Consider the following 20411-nt stretch of genomic DNA (forward strand, 5'->3'; position numbering starts at 1 on the left):
GTGGCCGAGGCTCGGCACGGCCGCTGCTTTTTGGCGAAGCCCGGATTCTGCGATTCGTGCGCCGGTTCTCGAATGAGGCACATCCCTGGATAAACGTGATTTTTTCGAATGTTTGTCCCGCGAATTATTCGCTTGTGGCAGGTCATGACCCAGACAAAAATTCCGTCCATGCACTTTCGCATGTAGCCGGATACGACTGGCCATGCGCTTCCCGCACAGCAAGAAGAAGGAGACGAACATGCGACTCGACCGAAACTTTGCCAATGGCCGTTTCCTCGAACCCGCCGCAGCAGCCGGTTCTGCCGATCACGAATTGATCGCCGTCTACAACCCCGCCACCGAAGCGCTGATTGCGCACGTCACGGCCGCGAGCCACGCCGACGTCATTGCAGCAGTCGACGCCGCGGCGGTCGCCCAGAAAGCGTGGCGCAAGCTGCCTTCCACGGAGCGGGGCGCATATCTGCACAAGCTCGCCGACGCGTTGACCGAATGCGCGCCGGACATTGGCGCCGCGCTTGCGCTGGAGTCGGGCAAGAGCGTCGCCGATGCGACCAGCGAAGCCGTCTATGCCGGTCAGATCACGCGTTACCACGCGGAGTGGGCACGCCGCATCGAAGGCGAGGTGATTCCAAGCGATTCGCCCGATGAAAACCTCGTGCTGCACCGGGAGCCGATCGGCGTGGTCGCGTGCCTGATTCCGTTCAACTATCCGGTCTATACGTTCATGCGCAAGGTGGCGCCTGCGCTGATCGCTGGCAACACGGTGGTCGTTCGCCCGAGCAACAACACGCCGATCTCCGCATTCGAAATCGCGAAGGCAGTCGAGAAGGCCGGCCTGCCCGCGGGCGTCGTCAATATCCTGGCCATGAACCACGCGACTGCCGAGGCGCTTTGCACGCATCCGAGGATCGGCATGATCACGCTGACGGGCAGCGTCGGCGCGGGCCGCAAGGTGCTCGAGTACTGCAAGGAGAACATCGCCAAGCCGTCGCTCGAACTGGGCGGCAAGACGCCCGCCATCATCGAGGCCGACGCCGATCTCGAAAGGGCCGCGCGTGAACTGGTCGCCTCGAAGACCACGCATTGCGGGCAGCTTTGCACGGCGATCGAACGCGTCTACGTGCACGAAAGCGTGCACGACCGCTTCGTCGCGCTGCTCAAGCGCCACATGAGCGCCGTCGAATTCGGCGACCGCAGCGAGCAGCCTTCGCTGATGGGTCCGCTCGTCAATGAAGCGTCGCGCCAGTCGATCCACGCGATGGTCGAGCGGGCGGTTGCGGCGGGCGCCACGCTGGAGACGGGCGGCAAGCTTCCTGCGTCGGCCGGGCGCAAAGGCTTTTTCTACCCGGCCACGCTGCTGTCGAACTGCCGTCAGGACATGGAGATCGTGCAGGAAGAGACCTTCGGTCCGGTCATGCCGGTCGTCAAATACCGGACTCTCGATGAAGCGCTCGACATGGCCAACGACCACCAGTTCGGCTTGTCCTCAGTGCTCTACACGGAGAACTACCGCAACGCGATGAAAGTCGCCAACGGTATCGAGGCCGGCGAACTCTATGTGAACCGCACGCCGGCCGATCCGTATCAGGGCTTTCATGCTGGCTGGAAACGCTCGGGGCTCGGCGGCGACGACGGCAAGCACGGCATGCTCGAATTCACGCAGACCCGTCTCGTCGTCATGAAGTACTAAGGCCGAACCGGCGCGCGCCGCGCCGCGCATTGCAGTCCGCAAGGCACGGCGTGCGTTTGCCTTGCTTCGTCCAGAGACAGCGAAGCGCTGCCTCTCATAACAAAACATATTGGAGACGCACAGGCCGCTCAGTCGGCGCTGTGCCTGTCAGGAGGCTCACGTGTCATCTCAACCCGTTCAATCGTCTTCGACCCCGGCTGCGCTCGCATTAGGCGAGATGGAAGCCGGCATGAAAGCCGACGCGCAAGCCGCGTTGCAACAAACAAAGGGGCGCCGCTATACGCAGCTGATGTTGCTGGTGCTCGCCGCCGGCGCGATCTATCCGATTCTGTATCTGCGGCAGGTCTATCAGCCGACCATGCTGGAAGTGTTCCATATCACCGATAGCCAGCTCGGCTATCTGTACTCGTCGCTCGGTACCATCTTCTTGCTGAGCTATCTGCCGAGCGGCTGGCTCGCGGATCGCATCGCGCCACGCATGCTGATCTGTTTCTCGCTGATCGCAACGGGTGTGCTCGGGCTGTGGTATTCGAGCGCACCGTCGTTCCCCATGCTGATGTTGATCTTCGGCGGCTGGGGCCTGTCGACCGGCCTCACGTTCTGGGCGGCAGTCATCAAGCGCGTCACAATGATTGCCGGTACGAACGAGCAAGGCCGCTTCTTCGGTCTGCTCGACGGCGGGCGCGGTCTCATCGAGGCGATGCTCGCCACGATCGCGATCACGCTGTTCGCATGGGCGACGCAGACCAAAGGCGAGACGGTCGCAGCCGGCTTCCGAATGGTCGTCTACCTGTACGCGTTCCTGTGCATCGCGCTCGGCGTCGTGCTCGTGCTCGTGAAGGATCCGCAAGGCGAGCAGGGCACCCGCGCCGACGCCGCGAATCGCGCAGCGCGCCAGCGCACCAACGTGCTCGCTGATCTCGCAACGCTCGCGAAAATTCCCGAACTGTGGCTCGTCGCAGCCATTGTGTTCTGCGGCTACCAGGTGTTCTGGGCGACCTACAGCTTTTCCGCCTATCTGCACGAAGGCGATATTGGCCTCACGGTCGTCATGGCGGGCACGATCACCACCCTGAAGCTGTGGATGCGACCCATCGGCGGCATTGGCGGCGGCTTTCTCGGCGACCGTTACTCGAAGGTGTCCGTGCTGGTTATCGCGCTCTTCCTCGCCGCGCTGTCGCTGGTCGGACTGATGGCCGCACCGCGTATTTCGAGTCATGTGCTGCTGGTCTTTCTCGTGCTGTTCATCGGCATTCTGACTTATGCGATTCGCGGGCTTTACTGGTCGATGCTGGATCGCTGCAACATTCCGGTTTCCACGATGGGCCTTGCAATCGGTCTCATCTCCGTACTTGGTTATTCGCCCGATGTGTTTCTGCCGCTCATCAACGGTTACCTGACGCAGACGTTTCCGGGCGTATTCGGCTATCAGCTGTATTTCGGCTATGTGGCCGCGATGGCGGCGCTCGGCGGTTTCGCCGGACTCGCGCTGAGAAGCATGCTCAACAGGAAAGAGGTTGTGTAAATGAAAGTTGTCTCGCTCGAAACGCATGTCGTTGCCGTACCGCCGCCGCACGTCGGCGGCATGTACTGGATCTTCGTCAAGCTGAAGACCGATTGCGGCATTGAAGGCGTCGGCGAAATCTATTCGGCCACGTTCCATCCGAAAGCAATGACGCATATCGTGGACGATGTCTTTTCCCGCTACCTGCTCGATCACGATCCGCATCATATCGAGCGGCTCTGGCGCGAAGCGTATTCGAGCGGCTTCACGCAACGTCCCGACCTGACGATGATGGGCGTGGTGAGCGGCCTCGAAATGGCGTGCTGGGACATCATCGGCAAGGCCGCAGGCAAGCCGGTGTACGAGTTGCTCGGCGGCATGGTCAATCCGCGCCTGCGTTCGTACACATACCTGTACCCGAAGAACAGCCGCGGCGAATACGATTACGACGATCCCGACCTCGCCGCCGAATGCGCCGCCGAGAACGTGAAGCGCGGCTTCACGGCGTTGAAGTTTGATCCTGCGGGGCCATACACGGCTTACTCGGGGCATCAACTGTCGATGGAAGTGCTCGACCGTTGCGAGACATTCTGCCGCCGCGTGCGTGAAGCGGTGGGCAGCAAGGCTGATCTGCTATTCGGCACGCATGGGCAGATGGTGCCCTCATCGGCGATCCGGCTTGCGAAGCGCCTCGAAAAATACGATCCGCTCTGGTTCGAAGAGCCGGTGCCGCCGGGTCAGGAAGACGCGATGGCGCAAGTCGCGCGGCACACGAGCATTCCAGTCGCAGCGGGCGAGCGCCTCACTACGAAATACGAGTTCTTCAAGCTGCTGCAGGCGGGCGCTGCGTCTATCCTGCAACTGAACGTGGCGCGCGTGGGCGGCCTGCTCGAAGCGAAAAAGGTTGCTGCACTTGCCGAGGTGTATTACGCGCAGATCGCGCCGCATCTCTACAACGGTCCGATCGGTGCGGCGGCGAGCATTCAGCTGGCGGCATGCACGCCGAACTTCCTGATCCAGGAAAGCATCGGCACGTGGGACGGTTTTCACGCGGCCGTGCTGAAGAAACCGCTTCAGTGGGAAGACGGCTACATCATTCCGTCGCGCGAGCCTGGCCTCGGCGTCGAACTGAACATGGAAGTGGTCGCGCAGCACACGCCATATACGGGCGATCGTCTGCACCTGCAAATGGCCGCGCAACCCGTCGACGTGAAAGATCTCGCGCCGGCCAAGGGCTGAACGCCGCTCGGCCTTCTACAAGCATTCAATGGATTGAGCGCCGCTCTGGCGACATAGCATGAACTACGACTACATCATCGTCGGCGCCGGGTCGGCGGGCTGCATTCTCGCCAATCGCCTGTCGGCATCGGGCGAATACTCGGTGCTGCTGCTGGAGGCGGGCGGCAAAGACAGCTCGTTCTGGTTCAAGGTTCCGGTAGGTTTCACGAAGACGTATTACAACGAAACCTACAACTGGATGTACTACAGCGAGCCGGAAAAGGAGCTCGATAACCGGCCTATCTATTGCCCGCGCGGCAAGGTGCAGGGCGGCTCCGGTTCGATCAACGCGATGATCTACGTGCGCGGCCAACCGCACGATTTCGACGATTGGGCGGCAGCCGGCAATCCAGGCTGGGCATTCCGCGATGTCCTGCCGTATTTCCGCAAGCTCGAATCGCATCCGCTCGGCGACACGGAATATCACGGCGCTGACGGCCCAATCCGCATTTCGCCGATGAAAGACGCCGTGCATCCGATCTGTCATGTGTTCCTGAAGGGCTGCGATCAGGCCGGCTACCGGCGCAGCGACGACTTCAACGGCGCACAGTTCGAAGGTGCCGGTATTTACGATGTCAACACGCGCAACGGCCAACGCTCGTCGAGCAGTTTCGAGTATCTGCATCCGGCGCTCGCGCGCAAGAATCTCAAGGTCGAACACAATGTGTTGGCCAATCGCGTTCTGTTCGAGGGTAAGCACCGCGCTATCGGCGTGAGCGTCACGCAGAACGGCGTCGCCCGACGTTTCATGGCGAAGCGCGAGGTCATTCTCGCTGCCGGCGCGGTCGATTCGCCGAAGTTGCTGCAACTGTCCGGCCTCGGCGATAGCGCACTGCTCGCGAAACACGGCATTACGACGATCAACGAATTGCCCGCGGTTGGCCAGAATTTGCAGGACCATCTGTGCGTGAGCTTCTATTACCGCGCGAACGTAAAGACGCTGAACGACGAACTGCGGCCGCTGATCGGCAAGCTGAAGCTCGGGTTGCAGTATTTGCTCACGCGCAAGGGGCCGCTTGCGATGAGCGTGAATCAGTCAGGCGGTTTCTTCAGAGGCAGCGCGCGGGAGGCGCAGCCTAACCTGCAGCTCTACTTCAATCCGCTGTCGTATCGCATTCCGAAGAGCAACAAGGCGAACCTGGAACCGGAACCGTACTCCGGTTTCCTGCTTGCATTCAATCCTTGCCGGCCGACGAGCCGCGGCTCCATCGAAATCGCGTCGAGCCGTGCGGAAGACGCCGCGAAAATCCGCCTGAACGCGCTGACTACGCAAAAGGATATCGACGAGGTGATCCAGGGCTGCGAACTCGTGCGCAAGGTGATGGCATCGCCCGCATTAAAGGAAATCACGGTCGAGGAAATCTCGCCGGGGCCGCAGGTGGCGAGCCGCGAAAGCTTCCTGCAGTACTTTCGCGAGCAGTCCGGCTCGATCTATCACTTGTGTGGCTCTTGCGCGATGGGCAATGATCCGCGCACGTCCGTGGTGGATGCGCGTTTGCGCGTGCATGGCGTTGCCGGATTGCGCGTAGTCGACGCGTCGGTCTTTCCGAACATCACTTCCGGCAACATCAATGCGCCCACGATGATGGTCGCGGAGAAGGGCGCCGACATGATTCTCGACGACGCTGCCGCGCGTGCTGCGCACGAGCCGCATGTGGCCGAACTCGCCACCGCCGCCTGATGCTCGTTGGCCCTTCAGAAGGTGCTTGAAACGCCGCGCGGTCAGTCGATCGGCGCGGGTTTTTCCTATCTGCAGTATTCTCGCCGTGGCCACCATCCACGGCGCGGCTGTCGCTACACGTCGCCCAACGGCACCGCCTCTGACGACTCGAAAGCCCGTTCACCCAGCCAGATCTCCTGCTGCAGCCAGTTGCGAAACAGCGTGACGTGCGGCAGCTCGTCCTGCCCCGCACGGGTGACGAGCCAGTACGACTGGTGGCCGTCGGCGTGCACGTTCAACACTTGCACAAGCCGGCCTTCGGCAAGTTCGCGCGCGATCATGTTGCGGTCTGCAATGGTCACGCCGAGCCCGTCGATGGCCGCGCGGATCGCGTGGTCGAGCAGATCGAATTCATAACCGCCGCGCGTATCCACGTTCTCGATTCCGGCGGCTTTCAGCCAGTGTTGCCACGTCAGGTAACGCTGATCCGCGCTGGCGAGCACATGCAGCAGCGTGAACTCGTTGAGGTCGATAGCGGCGCGGCCGGCCTGCCGTGCGAGCAATGCCGGCGCGCAGACAGCGATATGCCGTTCGTTCATCAACAGACGATTGTCGAAACCTTCCCACTCGCCGTTGCCGAAGCGGATTGCGCAGTCGAGCACGCCTGACTCCGCGAGTTTGTCGTCGAGGCGAGTGGACAGGCTCAATTCAAGGTGTGGATGCGCGTCGCGCAGACGGCCGAGGCGCGGCATCAGCCAGCGGCTCGTGAAGGTGGGCGGCGCGTTGATGCGCAGGCGGTTGCGATGCGTTTTCTCCTGCAGGCTGCGCACCGTGAGTTCGATACGGTCGAACGATTGCTGCAGCGCTTGCAGAAGCACACGGCCGGCCGCCGAAAGCTCCAAATGGTGATGATGGCGTTGCAACAGCGTCTCGCCAATCTGCGCCTCCAGTTGGCGCACTTGCCGGCTCACCGCGCTTTGCGTGACGTTCAACAATTCCGCGGCGCGTGTGAAGCTGCCCGTGCGGCCAGCCACTTCGAAGGCTTTGAGCGCATTCAGCGCGGGCATTTTGCGTTTCAAGGTGTTCGACCGGAGAAGGTGGCGCGCGAGTACGCGCTATGCCCGGCATTCTAGCGTTTGGGTGCGCGAAGCGATGCATGCGGCATGGAGGTTTTGAGCCGGTTTCCCGGTTTCTCGACTTCCCGGCTGAGCGCCCGGAGTGCAGACGATTCGTCCAACCGTTAAGCGGCCACGTGAACCCGGCTTTTACTGGAAAAGTTAATCCGCCGTCCGCCGGTCCGCCAGCGCCTTCTCGCAATCCGCAAGAACCTGCCGTACGAGCCGGGCTTGCGGGTCGAGTTCGTCGGTGTCCAGGATTTCTTCGACGGCGTCGCGCGCCCAGTCGGTGTCGACAAAGCGCGCGTGGCGTCGCGCAATCTCCAGCGCGGTCGCCGACAACTTTGCAATGGAAAGCCAGTCGGCCTCGCGCGCGCGCCGGTCGAGCCATTTGTGGGCGGCCTGTACGTGGAACGCCGCGTCGGGCCAGTCCTCGTTGAGGTAATAAGCGCCGAGGCTGCCGCATGTGAGCCAGCACAACAGCTCCAGGCGGTCTCGCGGACTCAGATGGTGGCGTACATCACTCATGGCGACGCTCGCTGCGGTAAAGTGCTTTCCGGGGGAGGCGGCGTGCGACCGTCCTCCGCATTTATTAACAATATCACGCAGAATTCACCAGCGGCAATTCCCGGGCGTACCCTGGCGCACGCTACACGGCGCCCGCCGGCGCTGCACGAGCAGCGGAAAATCCCGCGACGCGCTAACGTAGCCTTTTTTCCCGACTACCGCATCCGACGTCCTATGCTGCAGATCCTCGGCAAGACTTCATCCATCAACGTGCGCAAGGTGCTGTGGACCTGCGCCGAACTCGACCTCGCGTTCGAGCAGGAAGACTGGGGCGCGGGATTTCGCCCGACCAACGACCCGCAGTTTCTCGCGCTCAATCCGAATGCAATGGTCCCCGTCATCAAGGACGGCGACTTCGTACTGTGGGAATCCAACTCGATCATCCGCTACCTCGCCGGCCGCTACCGGGATCGCGGCGAGTCGCTGTATCCGGGCGACCCGTGCGAGCGCGCGCGGTGCGACCAGTGGATCGACTGGCAGGCAAGCGAACTGAACCGCTCGTGGAGTTACGCGTTCCTCGCGCTCGTGCGGCAGTCGCCCGCGCATCGCGACGCGCAGCAGATCGAGTCGTCGCGGGCGAGCTGGGCGAAGCACATGGCGATCGTCGAAGGGCAGTTGCAGCGAACCGGCGCGTTCATCGCGGGCAATGCGTTCTCGCTCGCGGACATTCCGATCGCGCTGTCGATCAACCGTTGGCTCGAAACGCCGATTGAGCACGACGACCTACCCGCCGTCGCCGCTTATATGACGCGTCTCGCGGAACGAGACGGTTATCGCGAATACTGCCGCAACGGCACGCCGTAGACGCGGTCGCGAGCAGAGAAGAAGAAAAGAGGAAGAAGACCAACCGGACAAACGACGCGGGGCCACAACGGCCCCGCAACACAAACACAGACGCAAACGCGGTCGCTACCGCAACCGCTCAAACCTGCACGAGCCGCGGAATCTGCACGTCGGGATTGACGTCGGCCTCGTAGTCGACACCTGCGATCTCGAAACCAAAAAGACGCAGAAAATCCGTCTTGTAGCCGCTGAAATCGGTAAGTTCGTAGATGTTGTCGTTCGTCACCTTGTCCCACAGCGCCTGAACCTCGTTTTGCACGTCGGGGGCCAGTTCCTTGTAGTCCGCGCGCAAGCGTCCTTCGTCGTCGATGTGCGGCGCCGACCCGTACAGACTCTCTTTGTAGAGGCCGTAGACCTGCTCGATGCAGCCCTCGTGCGTGCCTTTTGCCTTCATCACCTTGAAGAGCAGCGACAGGTAGAGCGGCATCATTGGAATGGCGGAACTTGCTTGCGTGACGACCGCCTTCAGCACCGAGACGCGCGCGTCGCCACCTTTGGCCGAGAGCTTCTCGCGAATGCCGAGCACTTTCTGGTCGAGGTCTTTCTTGGCCGCGCCAATCGAGCCGTTCCAGTAGATGTCGTGCGTGATTTTCTCGCCGAGGTAGGTGAACGCGGTCGTCTTCGCGCCGTCTGCGAGCACGCCGGCTTCCAGCAGCGCGTCGATCCACATTTGCCAGTCTTCGCCGCCCATGACTGCGACCGTATGATCGATTTCGGCTTGCGTGGCGGGTTCGAGCACGGTTTCCTTGATGACTTCCTTGTCCGTGTCGATGCCGCGCAGCTTGACCGCTTTGCCGACCGGTTTCAACGTGGAGTTGAACACTTCGCCGGTTTTCGGATGCGTGCGCTTGGGCGCGGCGAGGCTATACACGACGAGGTCGACCTGGCCGAGATCGCGCTTGATGACCTCGATCGTGCGTGCCTTTACTTCGTCCGAAAATGCGTCGCCGTTGATGCTCGTCGCGTGTAGGCCTTCTGCGGTCGCGAATTTCTCGAATGCCGCGCTGTTGTACCAGCCAGCCGTGCCCGCTTTGGTTTCGCTGCCGCCACGCTCGAAGAACACGCCGAGCGTGTCCGCGCCGCTGCCGAACGCCGCGGTGATGCGCGCGGCAAGTCCGTAGCCCGTGGATGCGCCAATCACGAGGACCTTTTTGGGACCGTTGGCGATGGGACCGCGTGCCTTGACGTATTCGATCTGTTCCTTGACGTTGGCCTCGCAGCCCGTCGGATGGGTGGTGACGCAGATGAAGCCACGCACGCGCGGTTTGATGATCATGAAGCACCTCTTGTCGGAATTGGCGACATTATAGTGGCCCGCGCGGCTCCTGGCGTGGCGCGCGGGATCGGTCACGTAGAGCGCCGGGCGGGCCGTCATGACAGCCGGAAATCGGGCGGCTCCGCACATCTTGGTACGATTCAGCCTTTTCCAGCAGACGGTAACCGGTGTGAAGCGTTTTATTTCCCTGATTCTGGAGACCCTCGACCGAGGTCTGACCCGCGCGAACCCGCTCGTGACCGGGGCGTTGCGGCACCTGCGCCATCCGACCCGCCGTGGCGTGCTGAGGGCCTGCGCGGCGCTTCCGCTGTTGTTCGTGCTTTATGTGCTGCTGCTGATTCCGTTCACGCCGGGCATCGGCGATATTCGCAAGGCCAAGATCGAGCAGCCCGCGCGCATTCTCTCGGCCGACGGTAAGCTGCTCGCCGAGTTCAAGCCGTCCAACCGCGAGTGGGTCAAGCTCAAGGACATCTCGCCGAATGTGGTCAATGCGCTGATCGCCACCGAAGATCATCGCTTCTATGAGCATTTCGGGCTGGACTGGCGGCGCACGGCATCGGCCGCGCTGCATACGTTTTCCGGCGACCGGCAGGGCGGCTCGACGATCACGCAGCAACTCGCGCGCAATCTCTATCCGGACGAAATCGGCCGTGCGCCGACGCTGACCCGCAAGCTGAAGGAGGCGATCACCGCCTTCAAGATCGAGGCGCTCTATACGAAGGACGAGATCCTCGAAACGTACCTGAACACGGTGCCGTTTCTCTACAACGCGTACGGCATCGAGATGGCGGCGCGCACGTATTTCGACAAATCGGCGTCGGACCTGAACGTGCTGGAAAGCTCGACGCTCGCGGGCATGCTGAAGGGCAACAGCTACTACAACCCGGTGCTCAACCCGGAGCGCGCATTGCAGCGGCGCAATACCGTGCTCGCGCAGATGGTGAAGTTCGGCAAGCTGACGCCCGCCGCGTTCGAGACGCTCAGAAAACGTCCGCTGCGCATCGACTTCGAGCGGCAGACCGAGCCGCCGGGACCCGCGCCGCACTTTGCGCAGCAACTGCGCAAGTGGCTCGCGGCGTGGGCCGACCGCAACGACTACAACATTTATTCGGACGGCCTCGTGGTGCGCACCACGATCGATTCGCGCCTCCAGACCATGGCCACCCAGGCGGTGATCCTGCAGGGCAACCAGTTGCAAGGCATTGCCAATGCGGCGTGGGGCAGCCGCGCCGGTTGTTCGAACGGCAAGGATCTGCTCGCAACCTTCCTGCGCGAAACGCCGGACTTTCGGGCCGCGAAAGACATGGGTCTGACCGACGACGATGCGCTCAAGCGCGTGTCGTCCGACCGCAACCTCGTGCAGTCCGTCTGCGAATCCAAGACCCGCGTGCAGGCGGATTTTCTCGCGATGGACCCGCGCAACGGCCAGATCAGGGCGTGGGTCGGCAGCCGCGACTTCAGCCAGGATCCGTTCGACCACGTGCAGCAGGCGCGCCGTCAGCCTGGCTCGACGTTCAAGCCGTTTGTCTACGCGGCCGCCTTCGAGGCGGGTGCGAAGCCGACCGACACGCTCCTCGATCAACCGGTCGAAATACAACTCACGGGCGGAGAAGTCTGGCGTCCGAGCGACGAAGACGAGCCGAGCGAGCGGGCAATCACGCTGCGCGACGGGCTCGCCTATTCGCGCAACCGCATCACCGCGCAACTGATGCAAACGGTCGGCCCGAACAAGGTCGCGCGGCTCGCCCGCGCCATGGGCGTGCGCGACAGCCCGCTCGACGCCGTGCCGTCGCTCGCGCTCGGCACGAGCCCGGTCACGCTGAAGGAAATGGTGTCGGCGTACGGAACGATTGCCAACCTCGGCGGATACGTGGAGCCGGTGATGGTCACGCGCATCAAGGACCGCAACGGCGAAGTGCTCGCCGACTTCGCGCCGGTGCAGCCGCAACAGGAACTGCCCGCGGACGCCGCCCGCACGCTCGTCGACGTGATGCGCGACGTCGTGAGCCGCGGCACGGGATCGGCGATACGCGGACGCTTCGGCGTGCGCGGCGACGTAGCCGGCAAGACCGGCACGACGCAGGGCAACGCAGACGGCTGGTTCATCCTGATTCATCCGCAACTCGTGGCCGGCGCGTGGGTCGGCTTCAACGACAGCCGCGTGACGTTGCGCAGCGACTACTGGGGACAGGGCGCGCATAGCGCGTTGCCGATCGTCGGCGACTTCTTCCAGCGCGCGCAGCGTTCGAAGCTGGTCGACACACGCGTGAGGTTCGCCACCGAGCAGCAGCCGGGCTGGTTCGCCGAGCGTTCCGAGCGGCTGCGGGAGTGGTTCCAGCATCTCTTTCCGTCGTCGACGGTCAAGTCTCAGACGGCCGTGACGGCTCGCAACACCACGCGGCATGCGCCTGTGGCGACGGCTTCGCCGGGGGCGGCGACTGAAGGTGTGAGCGCCGAGGCTGCCGCCAGTGCAGCAGCGGGCGCCAGCGCGGAATCGCGGGCGTTACCGCCGCTTCTTTCCACGCCCGGCGACGCAACGGCCTCCGGCTCGGCAACTACGTCGGTGTTGGGCAGCGAGCCCGTCCACGGCGACGCGCAGGGCGCCGGGGCAGCGGCATTGGCGCCTACGCCCACGCCGGACGACGTCGTGCCGCCGGACGCCGTGGGCACCGGGAGTCAGGCTGGCGCCGCGAGCGGCTCGCCTTGACGGCGACCGGGCGAGGACGACGGGGCGCCGCGTCGCCGTGTCGTCCCGTTAGCTAGTATTCCGCGACTGGGGGCGCCGCAGACGCGTCGCGTCGCGCGGTGCCAGCCGACGCTTCCAGCGCGGGATCGTGATGCAGCAGCAAAGCGGCCGCCGCGCCGACGAGGCCCGCGCCTGCGAGGCAGAGCAGTCCCGCTCCGAAACCGCCGGTGCTGTCCTTGATCCAGCCCATCGCGTAAGGTCCGAAGAATCCCGCGAGATTGCCGAGCGAATTGATCGCCGCGATGCCGCCGGCAGCCGCGGCGCCCGACAGGAACGCAGCCGGTAAAGTCCAGATAACCGGCAGACAGCCGAAGATACCGAAGCCCGCGATCGACAGCGCAATCATTTTCTGCACTGGATTGTCGAGCCCGGCCGACGCCGCGATGCCAAGCGCCGCGACCGTCAGCGCGATCGCTACATGGCGTTTGCGTTCCAGCTTGCGGTCCGAATGACGTCCCCAGTAAACCATGCTGATGACGCCGACGATATACGGCAGCGACGTCACAAAGCCCGTCTGCAAATTAGTCAGACCGAAGGCCTTGACGATCTGCGGCAGAAAAAAGCTCAAGCCGTAATTCGTTGCATTGGCGCCGAAGTAGATGAGCGCAATGGCGAGCACGCGGCGGTTGAGAAGCGCCTCTTTCACACTAAAAGCATGCACGGCTTCGCGATGCTCGCGCTCCTGCTTCTGACGTGCGACCAGCCAGTCGCGCTCATCGGCGGCTAGCCAGGTGGCGTCCGCCGGTTTGTCGGTCAGGTAGAACCACACCGCGAACGCGAGAATCAGAGCGGGCAGGGCTTCGATCAGATAAACCCATTGCCAGCCGGCGAGACCGGCAAAGCCGTCCATGGAAAGCAGGGCGCCCGAGATCGGTCCGCCGATCACCGTCGACAGTGGAATCGCCGCCATGAAATAGCCGACCACTCGGCCTCGATACGCGGCGGGAAACCACAATGTGAGCAGGAAGATGACGCCAGGGAAGAATCCCGCTTCGGCCACGCCCAGCAGAATGCGCAAGCTGTAGAACACATGAGCCGCCGACAGCCCCGTGTATTGCGCGATATGTGGGATATACGCCATTGCACCGGCAAGCAAACCCCACGTGAACATGATTCTTGCGATCCAGCGTCGCGCGCCGAATTTTTCGAGCAGAAGATTCGATGGCACTTCGAAGAAGAAGTACGCAATAAAGAAAATCCCCGCGCCGAAGCCGAATGCGCTTGCCGAAAGACCGAGCGCCTTGTTCATCTGCAGCGCGGCGAAGCCGACGTTGACGCGGTCCAGATAGGCGATGAAATAGCAGACGATCAGGAACGGCACGAGCCGAACCGTCACACGTTTCATGGTACGTGCTTCGAGTTCCATCGATGTCTCCTCCAGTTCATTGTCCGGATGGTTTGAAGATTTCGTAAAGACTAATCGCTCGGCCACGATTCGGGAAGCGCTTTAAACAGTTCCAGCGCGCCAATGCGTCGATGCTGCGGCTGCACAGATTGTTCAGGTGAAGGCAACAGTGTTTTCGAGCCGTGAGGCTGATCTCGCACGCGTATTTCCGGATAATTGCGGCTGCGATACAACCGACCGACCGCCCCGTAACGACTCCAGGCGCGGTCATGAAACGATCAGACATTCCAGGTGCATCATGTTGAAGAAGCTTCGCGATTGGTCTCGCGTCGCCATTGCGGCGCTCGCGATAGGAGGCGCGCTTGCCGGCTGCGCGTCCTCGACGCATGTCGTCGCAACCGATAAACCCGGCACGTACACAGTCGCGGCAAGCGCGACCGGCGGACGTATGGCATGGGCGCGCGCGCACGGCGAGGCGCTGAACGAGGCGCGCGAATACTGCGAGCGGCGCGGCATGCAGAGCAGCATCAATGTGGAAACGGTGAGCGGGGTGGAGATGTTGACGACGCATGGGTCGTCGGTCAACTTCGAATGTCATCCGAAGTTCTAGTACAAAGACGCGCTGCCACATGCTGTGGCGAATTGCTCGTAGCGTGTGCCGTTATTTCGTGTCGAAGGTCTCGAGCGTGGTGTCCGTGATGTGCGCCACGACGATTGCGAGGCGCCGGCCGGGTCCTGCGTGAAGCATGTTTGCATTGCCGCGCAATACGGCTTGCAGACGAGCAACAGAAACTGTTCGCTAGCGCACAGACGAGCCCGGCAATGCTTGTTCAACTTGGCTTGTTTTGTCCGATACGGTCTGCCTGAACTGGCGACGGTGCGTCCCTCTGCGGACGCAGCATTAGATCGGTCACAGGTTATCTCCGCGTCGCCCTCGGACTTGCCGGGAAGAGTCAGCGCGCACGCAACTTCTTCCTGCTCCTGAAGGAAGAGGTGCCGCCATGAGGTCGCTCACTGTTGCTGTCCTGACGCTGACGCTCGCCGGATGCGCCTCCGATTACACATCCTCGAACAATGCGTCGTCGGCGCAGCCCGGCAGTTGCAAGGTCGCGACAGAGGCCGAGATCGCGTCGTTATTCGATCGATGGAATCAATCTTTGCAGACCGGCGATCCGCACAAGGTGGTCGCCAACTACGCGCCTCGGTCCATTCTTCTCGCAACGGTCTCCAGCAAGCCGCGCTTGACGGTCGCGGACAAGGAGGACTATTTCCAGCACTTCCTCCAGGATCGTCCCTCCGGAAAAATCGACATGCGTTTCGTCGACTCAGGCTGCAATTCGGCTGTCGACGCGGGGCTTTACACGTTCACGTTCGCGAAAACCGGCGTCGTCGTGAAGGCGCGTTATACGTACACCTATCGGTGGGATGGCACGCAATGGCTGATTACCAGTCATCACTCGTCGGCGATGCCGGACAAGGAGTGAAATTGGCATAGCTCGCGCATTCCGAGTCGCCGGTTCGGCTTGCAGCATGCTGGGCTCCGGCGGTCCGACCGGAGCGGCGACCGCGTGGCGCTAAATGCCCAGGTGTCCGCGATTCATGCGTGACGATCGAACAATCGAACGATCGCCGTAGCACGGCCTTTCAGTTCGAAGCGCTCCACGCGTTTCGCCGCCTCCAGTCGCCATTAAGACGTTGCCAGCAGCGCTCAGCTTACTGGCCAATCGCTTCGCGTCTACGACACCGACAATCTTCGCTGCCCGCGTGCTTTCCATCTCTGATGGCGTGAGCGCGGCGTCCTGCGGGAAAATCCCGACGTTTCGGCGGCGCCGTCATTGCATACAATGTGTGAACGCAGGCTTATATCGGGAACCAAATGGCGCGCCAAGAAGCATCATTGCATACAACGACGCCTGAACCGCCCCGTTCTGCGGATGATGTCTACGCCGCAATCAAGGACGCAGTGACCAGCGGCCAATACGGCCCAGGTCAATATCTGCGCGAGGAACAGCTTGCCAGGAGCCTGGGCGTGAGTCGCACGCCGGTACGCGAGGCCTTGCGGCGTCTCGACGCGGATGGGTGGGTGGAAACGCGTCCGAATTACGGCGTTCGCGTGAAGACGTGGACGCTGCACGACGCCCGCGAGATCTTCGAGGCGCGTCTTCTCGTCGAGCCGTATCTCGCGGGCCGCGCATCCTTATCCATCGGTGCGTCCGACATAGAACGTCTCCGAACGCTAGCGGATGCGATGCTCGCGATTACGCAGCAGCCATCGACGCCCGAATCCAGCGAAGCGTGGTTCACGGCGAACAGCGAGTTCCACGCAATCATCACAGCCGCCGGGAACAACGCGCGCCTCGACCGCTCGCTCAGGTCGATGAAGGAAACCCCGCTCATCAAGTGGACGTTTGGCACCTATAGCGACGAAGATCGTGTCCGCAGCGCACGCCAGCATTTCGAAATCGTTCGCGCGCTCGAGCAGCGCAACGCCGCGTGGACGGAAGCCGCCATGCGCTGCCACATTCTCGCCGCCGAGAGTGCGGTGCTCGACCGTCGCGAGGGAGAGCGCCCCACGTCCTGAATCAGCGCGCCAGGAGCAGCAAGGCACCAGCATCACGAGCAGTCATTCAATAGTCGCGACGACGACAATACTGGAGACGAGACATGCCGAGCACCGATAGATATACCTTGAGCACCGCAAGCGCTGGTGCACGCCTCGATCGGCTGCCGATCTCGCGCTTCCACACGCGCGTGCTGTGGCTGATTGGCGCGGGCATGTTCCTCGATTCGTTCGACATCTATCTTGCCGGCGGCGTGCTCGGCGCGCTCGCCAAAACCGGCTGGTCGACGATGCACCTGAACGCGGCGTTCCTGTCTTCGACGTTCATCGGCATGCTAATCGGCGCGTTCACCGCCGGTCTGCTCGGAGACGCGAAAGGCCGCAAATTCACGTACCAGTTCAATCTCGCAGTGCTCGGCCTCGCGTCGCTCGCGGGCGCGTTTGCGCCGAACATGACCTGGCTGATCGTGTGCCGCTTCTTCATGGGACTGGGCCTCGGCGCGGAGATCGTCGTCGGGTATGGTTCGGTCGGCGAATTCATGCCGCCTGCCGTGCGTGGCAAGTGGTCCGCGTATCTGTCGCTCATCACGAACTCCGCACTGTTCTTCTCAACGTTCCTGGGGTATCTGATCATCCCGTCGATCGGCTGGCGCGCCATGTTCGCAATCGTCGGCGTCGGCGCGATGATCGTGTGGGTCCTTCGTAAGAAGATGCCTGAGTCACCGCGCTGGCTCGAATCGAAGGGCCGTTACGACGAAGCAGAAGCGATTCTGCGCGAAGCAGAACAGGAGTCGGCGCGCAATGGGACGCTGCCGCCCGTCGTCGATGCGCCGCGCACCGTCACGAGGAAAACCACGCTGCTCGAACTCTTTGGGCCGGCGCAAATTCGCCGCACGTTCCTTTCCGTTGTGGTGCAGGTTGCAGTCAACATGGTGATCTACGGCTTTATCGTGTGGGTGCCGACGTTTCTGATGAAACAGGGGCTCGGCATGGCATCGTCGCTCGGCTATACCGCACTGATGGCGCTCGGCGGACCGGCAGGGGCGCTGCTGGGCGTACTGCTCGCCGACAGGATCGGACGCAGGAAAGGGCTCATCGCGGTGTCGGTGCTCACGGCAGTCATCGGCTGGTTATACGGACATTCGACCGGCATAGAAATGGCCACGCTGCTCGGCTTCCTCCTCTTCACGCTCACGTACCTGATGGTCGCGCTGGGCATTGCGACATACATCCCGGAACTCTTCGCCACGGAGAATCGCATGCGCGCAAACGGCATCGCGGGGTGCGCGGGGCGCATCACGGGCATCTGCGCGCCGCAACTCGTCGTCATGATGTACGCGGCGGGCGGTGTGAAGGACGTGCTGACGATGATCATCGGCACGCTGATCGTGTTGGCGGTAGTCCTTACAGCGTTCGGTATCGAGACGAATCGACGCTCGCTCGAGGACATTGCGCCTTCGATCGACACGGACGATCCGCTGCCGGCGTCATCGCTTTCACAATGAATCGCAACGTTGAGATTTCCACTTCCTTCGTTAAACAGGATACGTATGAGCGTCACACATCAAAGCAAGCGTCACGCGTTGAAAGCGCGGTTCGCGCGCAAGGAGATTGTCACTGCGCCGGGCATCTTCGACATGATCTCCGCGAAGATGGCCGACTCAATGGGCTTCGACTGCCTCTATATGACGGGCTTCGGCACAGTAGCGTCGTACCTCGGTCTGCCGGATGCGGGGCTCGCGACCTACACGGACATGGTCAATCGCGTCGCGGCGTTCTGCGGCGGCACGAACACGCCGATGATCTGCGACGGCGACACCGGTTATGGCGGATTGCTGAACGTCGCGCATACCGTGCGGGGTTATGAGCACGCGGGAGCGGCAGGCATACAACTGGAGGATCAGGAATTTCCGAAGAAGTGCGGCCATACGCCGGGCCGGCGGGTGATCCCGGTCGAGGACATGGTGCGCAAGATTCAGGTCGCCGTGGAGAGCCGCAGCGATAGCAATTTCCAGATTGTCGCGCGCACTGATGCGCGGACGTCGCTCGGTCTCGATGAAGCGCTGCGTCGTGGCGAGGCCTACGCGAAGGCCGGTGCGGATGTGCTGTTCATCGAATCGCCGGAGAGTATCGAGGAGCTCGACACGATCGGGCGCACGTTCGATATGCCGTTGCTCGTGAATGTGGTTGAAGGCGGGCGGACGCCGCAGCTTGCGCCCCCTGAGTTGCAAAAGCTCGGCTTTTCTCTGGCCATTTATCCAGCGTCGGGTTTCTTATCTGTCGCGAAGGCGCTCAAAGATGTCTACGGGCAGATTCTTGCGCACCGGAGCACGGAAGCCGCCGCTGACGCGATGTATCCGTTTTCCGATATGTGCGCGTTGATGGGGTTCCCCGAGGTGTGGGCGTTCGATCGCGCGCACGCGGACTAGAAGAGCGACGCGGCTCAACGCTCGGTTGCTCGGTGGCGTCCGCGACGCTCAGCGACTAACCACCTCGCAGAAATAACAAACGCGACCTGCGTTGCCGCGCGAAGCAAGAAAGGGAAAGCCCGACCTGGGACAATCCCTACAAAACCATTCAAAAGGCGCCCAGCCGCCTTAATCTGGCGCAACGCGGCTGTACGCCGCAATCGCCCGCAAATCCCCGTCCCTTCAGGAACGCCGGGTCTCGCCCGAAGCAAACGGCCAACTCGTGGTCTCGACTCTCGGCATCTTCCCTTACCAGAGGTATGGAAAAGCGCGCACCGACGCGCAGAACTCAGGCAATGCCGGGAAATATGCGGTGAACGTCACCAAGGCCCAGCGCATTGCGGTGATGGATGACCGCACGGCTTTCGGACAGGGCGCAGCGGACGAGTTCAAGAAAGCGGTGCAGGGGGCGGGCGGCAAGATCGTCGCGTCCGAATTCACCAACGACAAAGCCGTCGAATTCAATGCGCAACTCACGACCATCAAGGCAGCGAATGCCGACCTGCTTTACTTCGCCGGGCTCAACAATCAGGCGGCATTGGTGACCAAACGCATGAAACAGCTCGGGATGCGAGCGCAGTTCGTCGGCAGCGGCGGGATTGCCGACAGCATTTTTATCAGTGTTGCGGGTACGGCCGCCGAAGGCGCGAAAAATGCGAAATGGGTGCCCGTGACGACGATCACCGCCGAATAACCCGAGCTTGAAGATTTGACCTGCGACTCGAAATCCGATTGGCCATGCAGCCACCGAACGGGATGAATGAGGCGCCGGTATCCCAGCGGCGCGGTGCAGCAGGAGTTGGTAACAGTCCGGCGAAGTAAATGAGAGCCGCGTTGTCGGCGACTGCTCGGGGGAGGGCCGCTGTTCGTCATCGATACAGCACTCGGTGACTGAGAGCATAGTCTAGACTGGACAGGACAATGACCTACGAAAAGGTCTCTGTCAGACTAACGTCATATAAGAAAGCGCTCCGCGCGTCGGCGGCTGAAACGTGGCCGCCGGGATGTCCCGTGCGTTTCCCCAGCTCGCGAGGAAGAGGCCGCACCAATGCCCGCCGGTGTTCTAACGACTTCCAATTCCACTGCGACGACGTCTCGCCGCTGCGCATGACGCTCGCGTTGGACTGCTATGACCGGCAGTCAATGAGCTGGGGCCAACGACGGGTGACCGTAGTGGAGATGTTGTACGCGACGTGATGCCGGCTGCTGTCGAGCCGCGCTTTGGCACAACGCGGGTCCGTTCGCCACCTCGAATTGCGAACCGGCGAGAATTGAACGACGAGGGCTACGGCCTCGACGCTAAGGTTATCTTAAGCATCGGTGAGGCAGTCTCGAATGTCCTTGGGGCACTATGGTTCG

General features: G+C 62.3%; 15 protein-coding genes and 2 pseudogenes. 13 read left to right on the forward strand and 4 right to left on the reverse strand.

The genetic code is table 11. The features are described from left to right. Positions 1-238: 238 nt before the first annotated feature. The 4 genes from aldA to OH764_RS07745 all read left to right on the forward strand — a co-directional run bounded on the left by aldA (position 239) and on the right by OH764_RS07745 (position 6153). Positions 239-1690: an aldehyde dehydrogenase gene (gene aldA / locus OH764_RS07730; RefSeq protein WP_498848614.1), complete on the forward strand. Its 1452-nt coding sequence runs from the start codon at positions 239-241 to the stop codon at positions 1688-1690. Positions 1691-1907: 217 nt separating this feature from the next. Next, positions 1908-3215: an MFS transporter gene (locus OH764_RS07735; protein WP_498848776.1), complete on the forward strand. Its 1308-nt coding sequence runs from the start codon at positions 1908-1910 to the stop codon at positions 3213-3215. After that, on the forward strand, positions 3216-4433 hold the full coding sequence (locus OH764_RS07740) for a mandelate racemase/muconate lactonizing enzyme family protein (protein ID WP_498848615.1): 1218 nt from the start codon (positions 3216-3218) through the stop codon (positions 4431-4433). It abuts the gene before it with no gap. Positions 4434-4491: 58 nt separating this feature from the next. Continuing rightward, positions 4492-6153: a GMC family oxidoreductase gene (locus tag OH764_RS07745; RefSeq protein ID WP_498848616.1), complete on the forward strand. Its 1662-nt coding sequence runs from the start codon at positions 4492-4494 to the stop codon at positions 6151-6153. Positions 6154-6266: 113 nt separating this feature from the next. Here the strand turns inward: OH764_RS07745 and OH764_RS07750 are convergent, their stop codons facing one another. Both OH764_RS07750 and OH764_RS07755 read right to left on the reverse strand, forming a co-directional pair. Continuing rightward, the gene (locus OH764_RS07750; protein WP_498848617.1) at positions 6267-7199 is read right to left on the reverse strand and encodes a LysR family transcriptional regulator; all 933 of its coding nucleotides are present in this window, start codon (positions 7197-7199) and stop codon (positions 6267-6269) included. Between the two features lie 210 nt (positions 7200-7409). Next, positions 7410-7775, reverse strand: coding sequence for a hypothetical protein (locus OH764_RS07755; protein WP_020065989.1), 366 nt, complete (start codon positions 7773-7775; stop codon positions 7410-7412). A gap of 213 nt (positions 7776-7988) precedes the next feature. On the opposite strand from OH764_RS07755, the gene OH764_RS07760 reads away from it, so the two are divergent. After that, entirely contained in the window at positions 7989-8618 is a 630-nt protein-coding gene (locus tag OH764_RS07760) for a glutathione S-transferase family protein (protein ID WP_498848618.1), read from the forward strand. Positions 8619-8736: 118 nt separating this feature from the next. Here the strand turns inward: OH764_RS07760 and fabV are convergent, their stop codons facing one another. After that, a complete protein-coding gene (gene fabV / locus OH764_RS07765; protein WP_498848619.1) occupies positions 8737-9933 on the reverse strand; it encodes an enoyl-ACP reductase FabV in 1197 nt (398 codons plus the stop codon). 169 nt (positions 9934-10102) lie between these two features. On the opposite strand from fabV, the gene OH764_RS07770 reads away from it, so the two are divergent. After that, positions 10103-12640, forward strand: coding sequence for a penicillin-binding protein 1A (locus tag OH764_RS07770; protein ID WP_498848620.1), 2538 nt, complete (start codon positions 10103-10105; stop codon positions 12638-12640). A 52-nt stretch (positions 12641-12692) separates the two neighbouring features. Here OH764_RS07770 and OH764_RS07775 read toward each other — a convergent pair whose 3' ends face one another. Then, complete coding sequence (locus OH764_RS07775) at positions 12693-14045, reverse strand: MFS transporter (RefSeq protein ID WP_498848621.1); 1353 nt, start codon at positions 14043-14045, stop codon at positions 12693-12695. A 277-nt stretch (positions 14046-14322) separates the two neighbouring features. On the opposite strand from OH764_RS07775, the gene OH764_RS07780 reads away from it, so the two are divergent. The 7 genes and pseudogenes from OH764_RS07780 to OH764_RS07810 form a co-directional block, all read left to right on the forward strand. Beyond that, positions 14323-14634 carry a hypothetical protein gene (locus OH764_RS07780; RefSeq protein WP_498848622.1) on the forward strand — a complete coding sequence of 104 codons (312 nt, stop codon included), beginning with the start codon at positions 14323-14325 and terminating at the stop codon, positions 14632-14634. A gap of 391 nt (positions 14635-15025) precedes the next feature. Then, a complete protein-coding gene (locus OH764_RS07785; RefSeq protein WP_498848623.1) occupies positions 15026-15508 on the forward strand; it encodes a DUF4440 domain-containing protein in 483 nt (160 codons plus the stop codon). Between the two features lie 392 nt (positions 15509-15900). Continuing rightward, positions 15901-16605, forward strand: a complete 705-nt coding sequence (locus OH764_RS07790) for a GntR family transcriptional regulator (RefSeq protein ID WP_498848624.1) — start codon at positions 15901-15903, stop codon at positions 16603-16605. Between the two features lie 83 nt (positions 16606-16688). Beyond that, on the forward strand, positions 16689-18089 hold the full coding sequence (locus tag OH764_RS07795; RefSeq protein WP_498848625.1) for an MFS transporter: 1401 nt from the start codon (positions 16689-16691) through the stop codon (positions 18087-18089). 45 nt (positions 18090-18134) lie between these two features. Next, complete coding sequence (locus OH764_RS07800; protein ID WP_498848626.1) at positions 18135-19013, forward strand: isocitrate lyase/PEP mutase family protein; 879 nt, start codon at positions 18135-18137, stop codon at positions 19011-19013. Positions 19014-19326: 313 nt separating this feature from the next. Next, positions 19327-19701: pseudogene (locus OH764_RS07805) on the forward strand (ABC transporter substrate-binding protein); the annotation flags it as partial. Positions 19702-20093: 392 nt separating this feature from the next. Then, positions 20094-20299 (forward strand): annotated as a pseudogene (locus OH764_RS07810) (IS3 family transposase); the annotation flags it as partial. Positions 20300-20411 lie beyond the last annotated feature (112 nt).

Origin of the sequence: Burkholderia sp. M6-3, assembly GCF_050858985.1 — a bacterium.
GTDB classification, from domain to species: domain Bacteria; phylum Pseudomonadota; class Gammaproteobacteria; order Burkholderiales; family Burkholderiaceae; genus Paraburkholderia; species Paraburkholderia caledonica.

Excerpts from the sequence above, each read along its gene's own strand:
- fabV (WP_498848619.1), bottom strand. The coding sequence starts at position 9,933 with ATGATCATCAAACCGCGCGTGCGTGGCTTCATCTGCGTCACCACCCAT.
- OH764_RS07735 (WP_498848776.1), top strand. The coding sequence starts at position 1,908 with ATGGAAGCCGGCATGAAAGCCGACGCGCAAGCCGCGTTGCAACAAACA.
- OH764_RS07800 (WP_498848626.1), top strand. The coding sequence starts at position 18,135 with ATGAGCGTCACACATCAAAGCAAGCGTCACGCGTTGAAAGCGCGGTTC.
- OH764_RS07745 (WP_498848616.1), top strand. The coding sequence starts at position 4,492 with ATGAACTACGACTACATCATCGTCGGCGCCGGGTCGGCGGGCTGCATT.
- OH764_RS07740 (WP_498848615.1), top strand. The coding sequence starts at position 3,216 with ATGAAAGTTGTCTCGCTCGAAACGCATGTCGTTGCCGTACCGCCGCCG.
- aldA (WP_498848614.1), top strand. The coding sequence starts at position 239 with ATGCGACTCGACCGAAACTTTGCCAATGGCCGTTTCCTCGAACCCGCC.
- OH764_RS07755 (WP_020065989.1), bottom strand. The coding sequence starts at position 7,775 with ATGAGTGATGTACGCCACCATCTGAGTCCGCGAGACCGCCTGGAGCTG.
- OH764_RS07750 (WP_498848617.1), bottom strand. The coding sequence starts at position 7,199 with ATGCCCGCGCTGAATGCGCTCAAAGCCTTCGAAGTGGCTGGCCGCACG.
- OH764_RS07760 (WP_498848618.1), top strand. The coding sequence starts at position 7,989 with ATGCTGCAGATCCTCGGCAAGACTTCATCCATCAACGTGCGCAAGGTG.
- OH764_RS07785 (WP_498848623.1), top strand. The coding sequence starts at position 15,026 with ATGAGGTCGCTCACTGTTGCTGTCCTGACGCTGACGCTCGCCGGATGC.
- OH764_RS07780 (WP_498848622.1), top strand. The coding sequence starts at position 14,323 with ATGTTGAAGAAGCTTCGCGATTGGTCTCGCGTCGCCATTGCGGCGCTC.
- OH764_RS07795 (WP_498848625.1), top strand. The coding sequence starts at position 16,689 with ATGCCGAGCACCGATAGATATACCTTGAGCACCGCAAGCGCTGGTGCA.
- OH764_RS07790 (WP_498848624.1), top strand. The coding sequence starts at position 15,901 with ATGGCGCGCCAAGAAGCATCATTGCATACAACGACGCCTGAACCGCCC.
- OH764_RS07775 (WP_498848621.1), bottom strand. The coding sequence starts at position 14,045 with ATGGAACTCGAAGCACGTACCATGAAACGTGTGACGGTTCGGCTCGTG.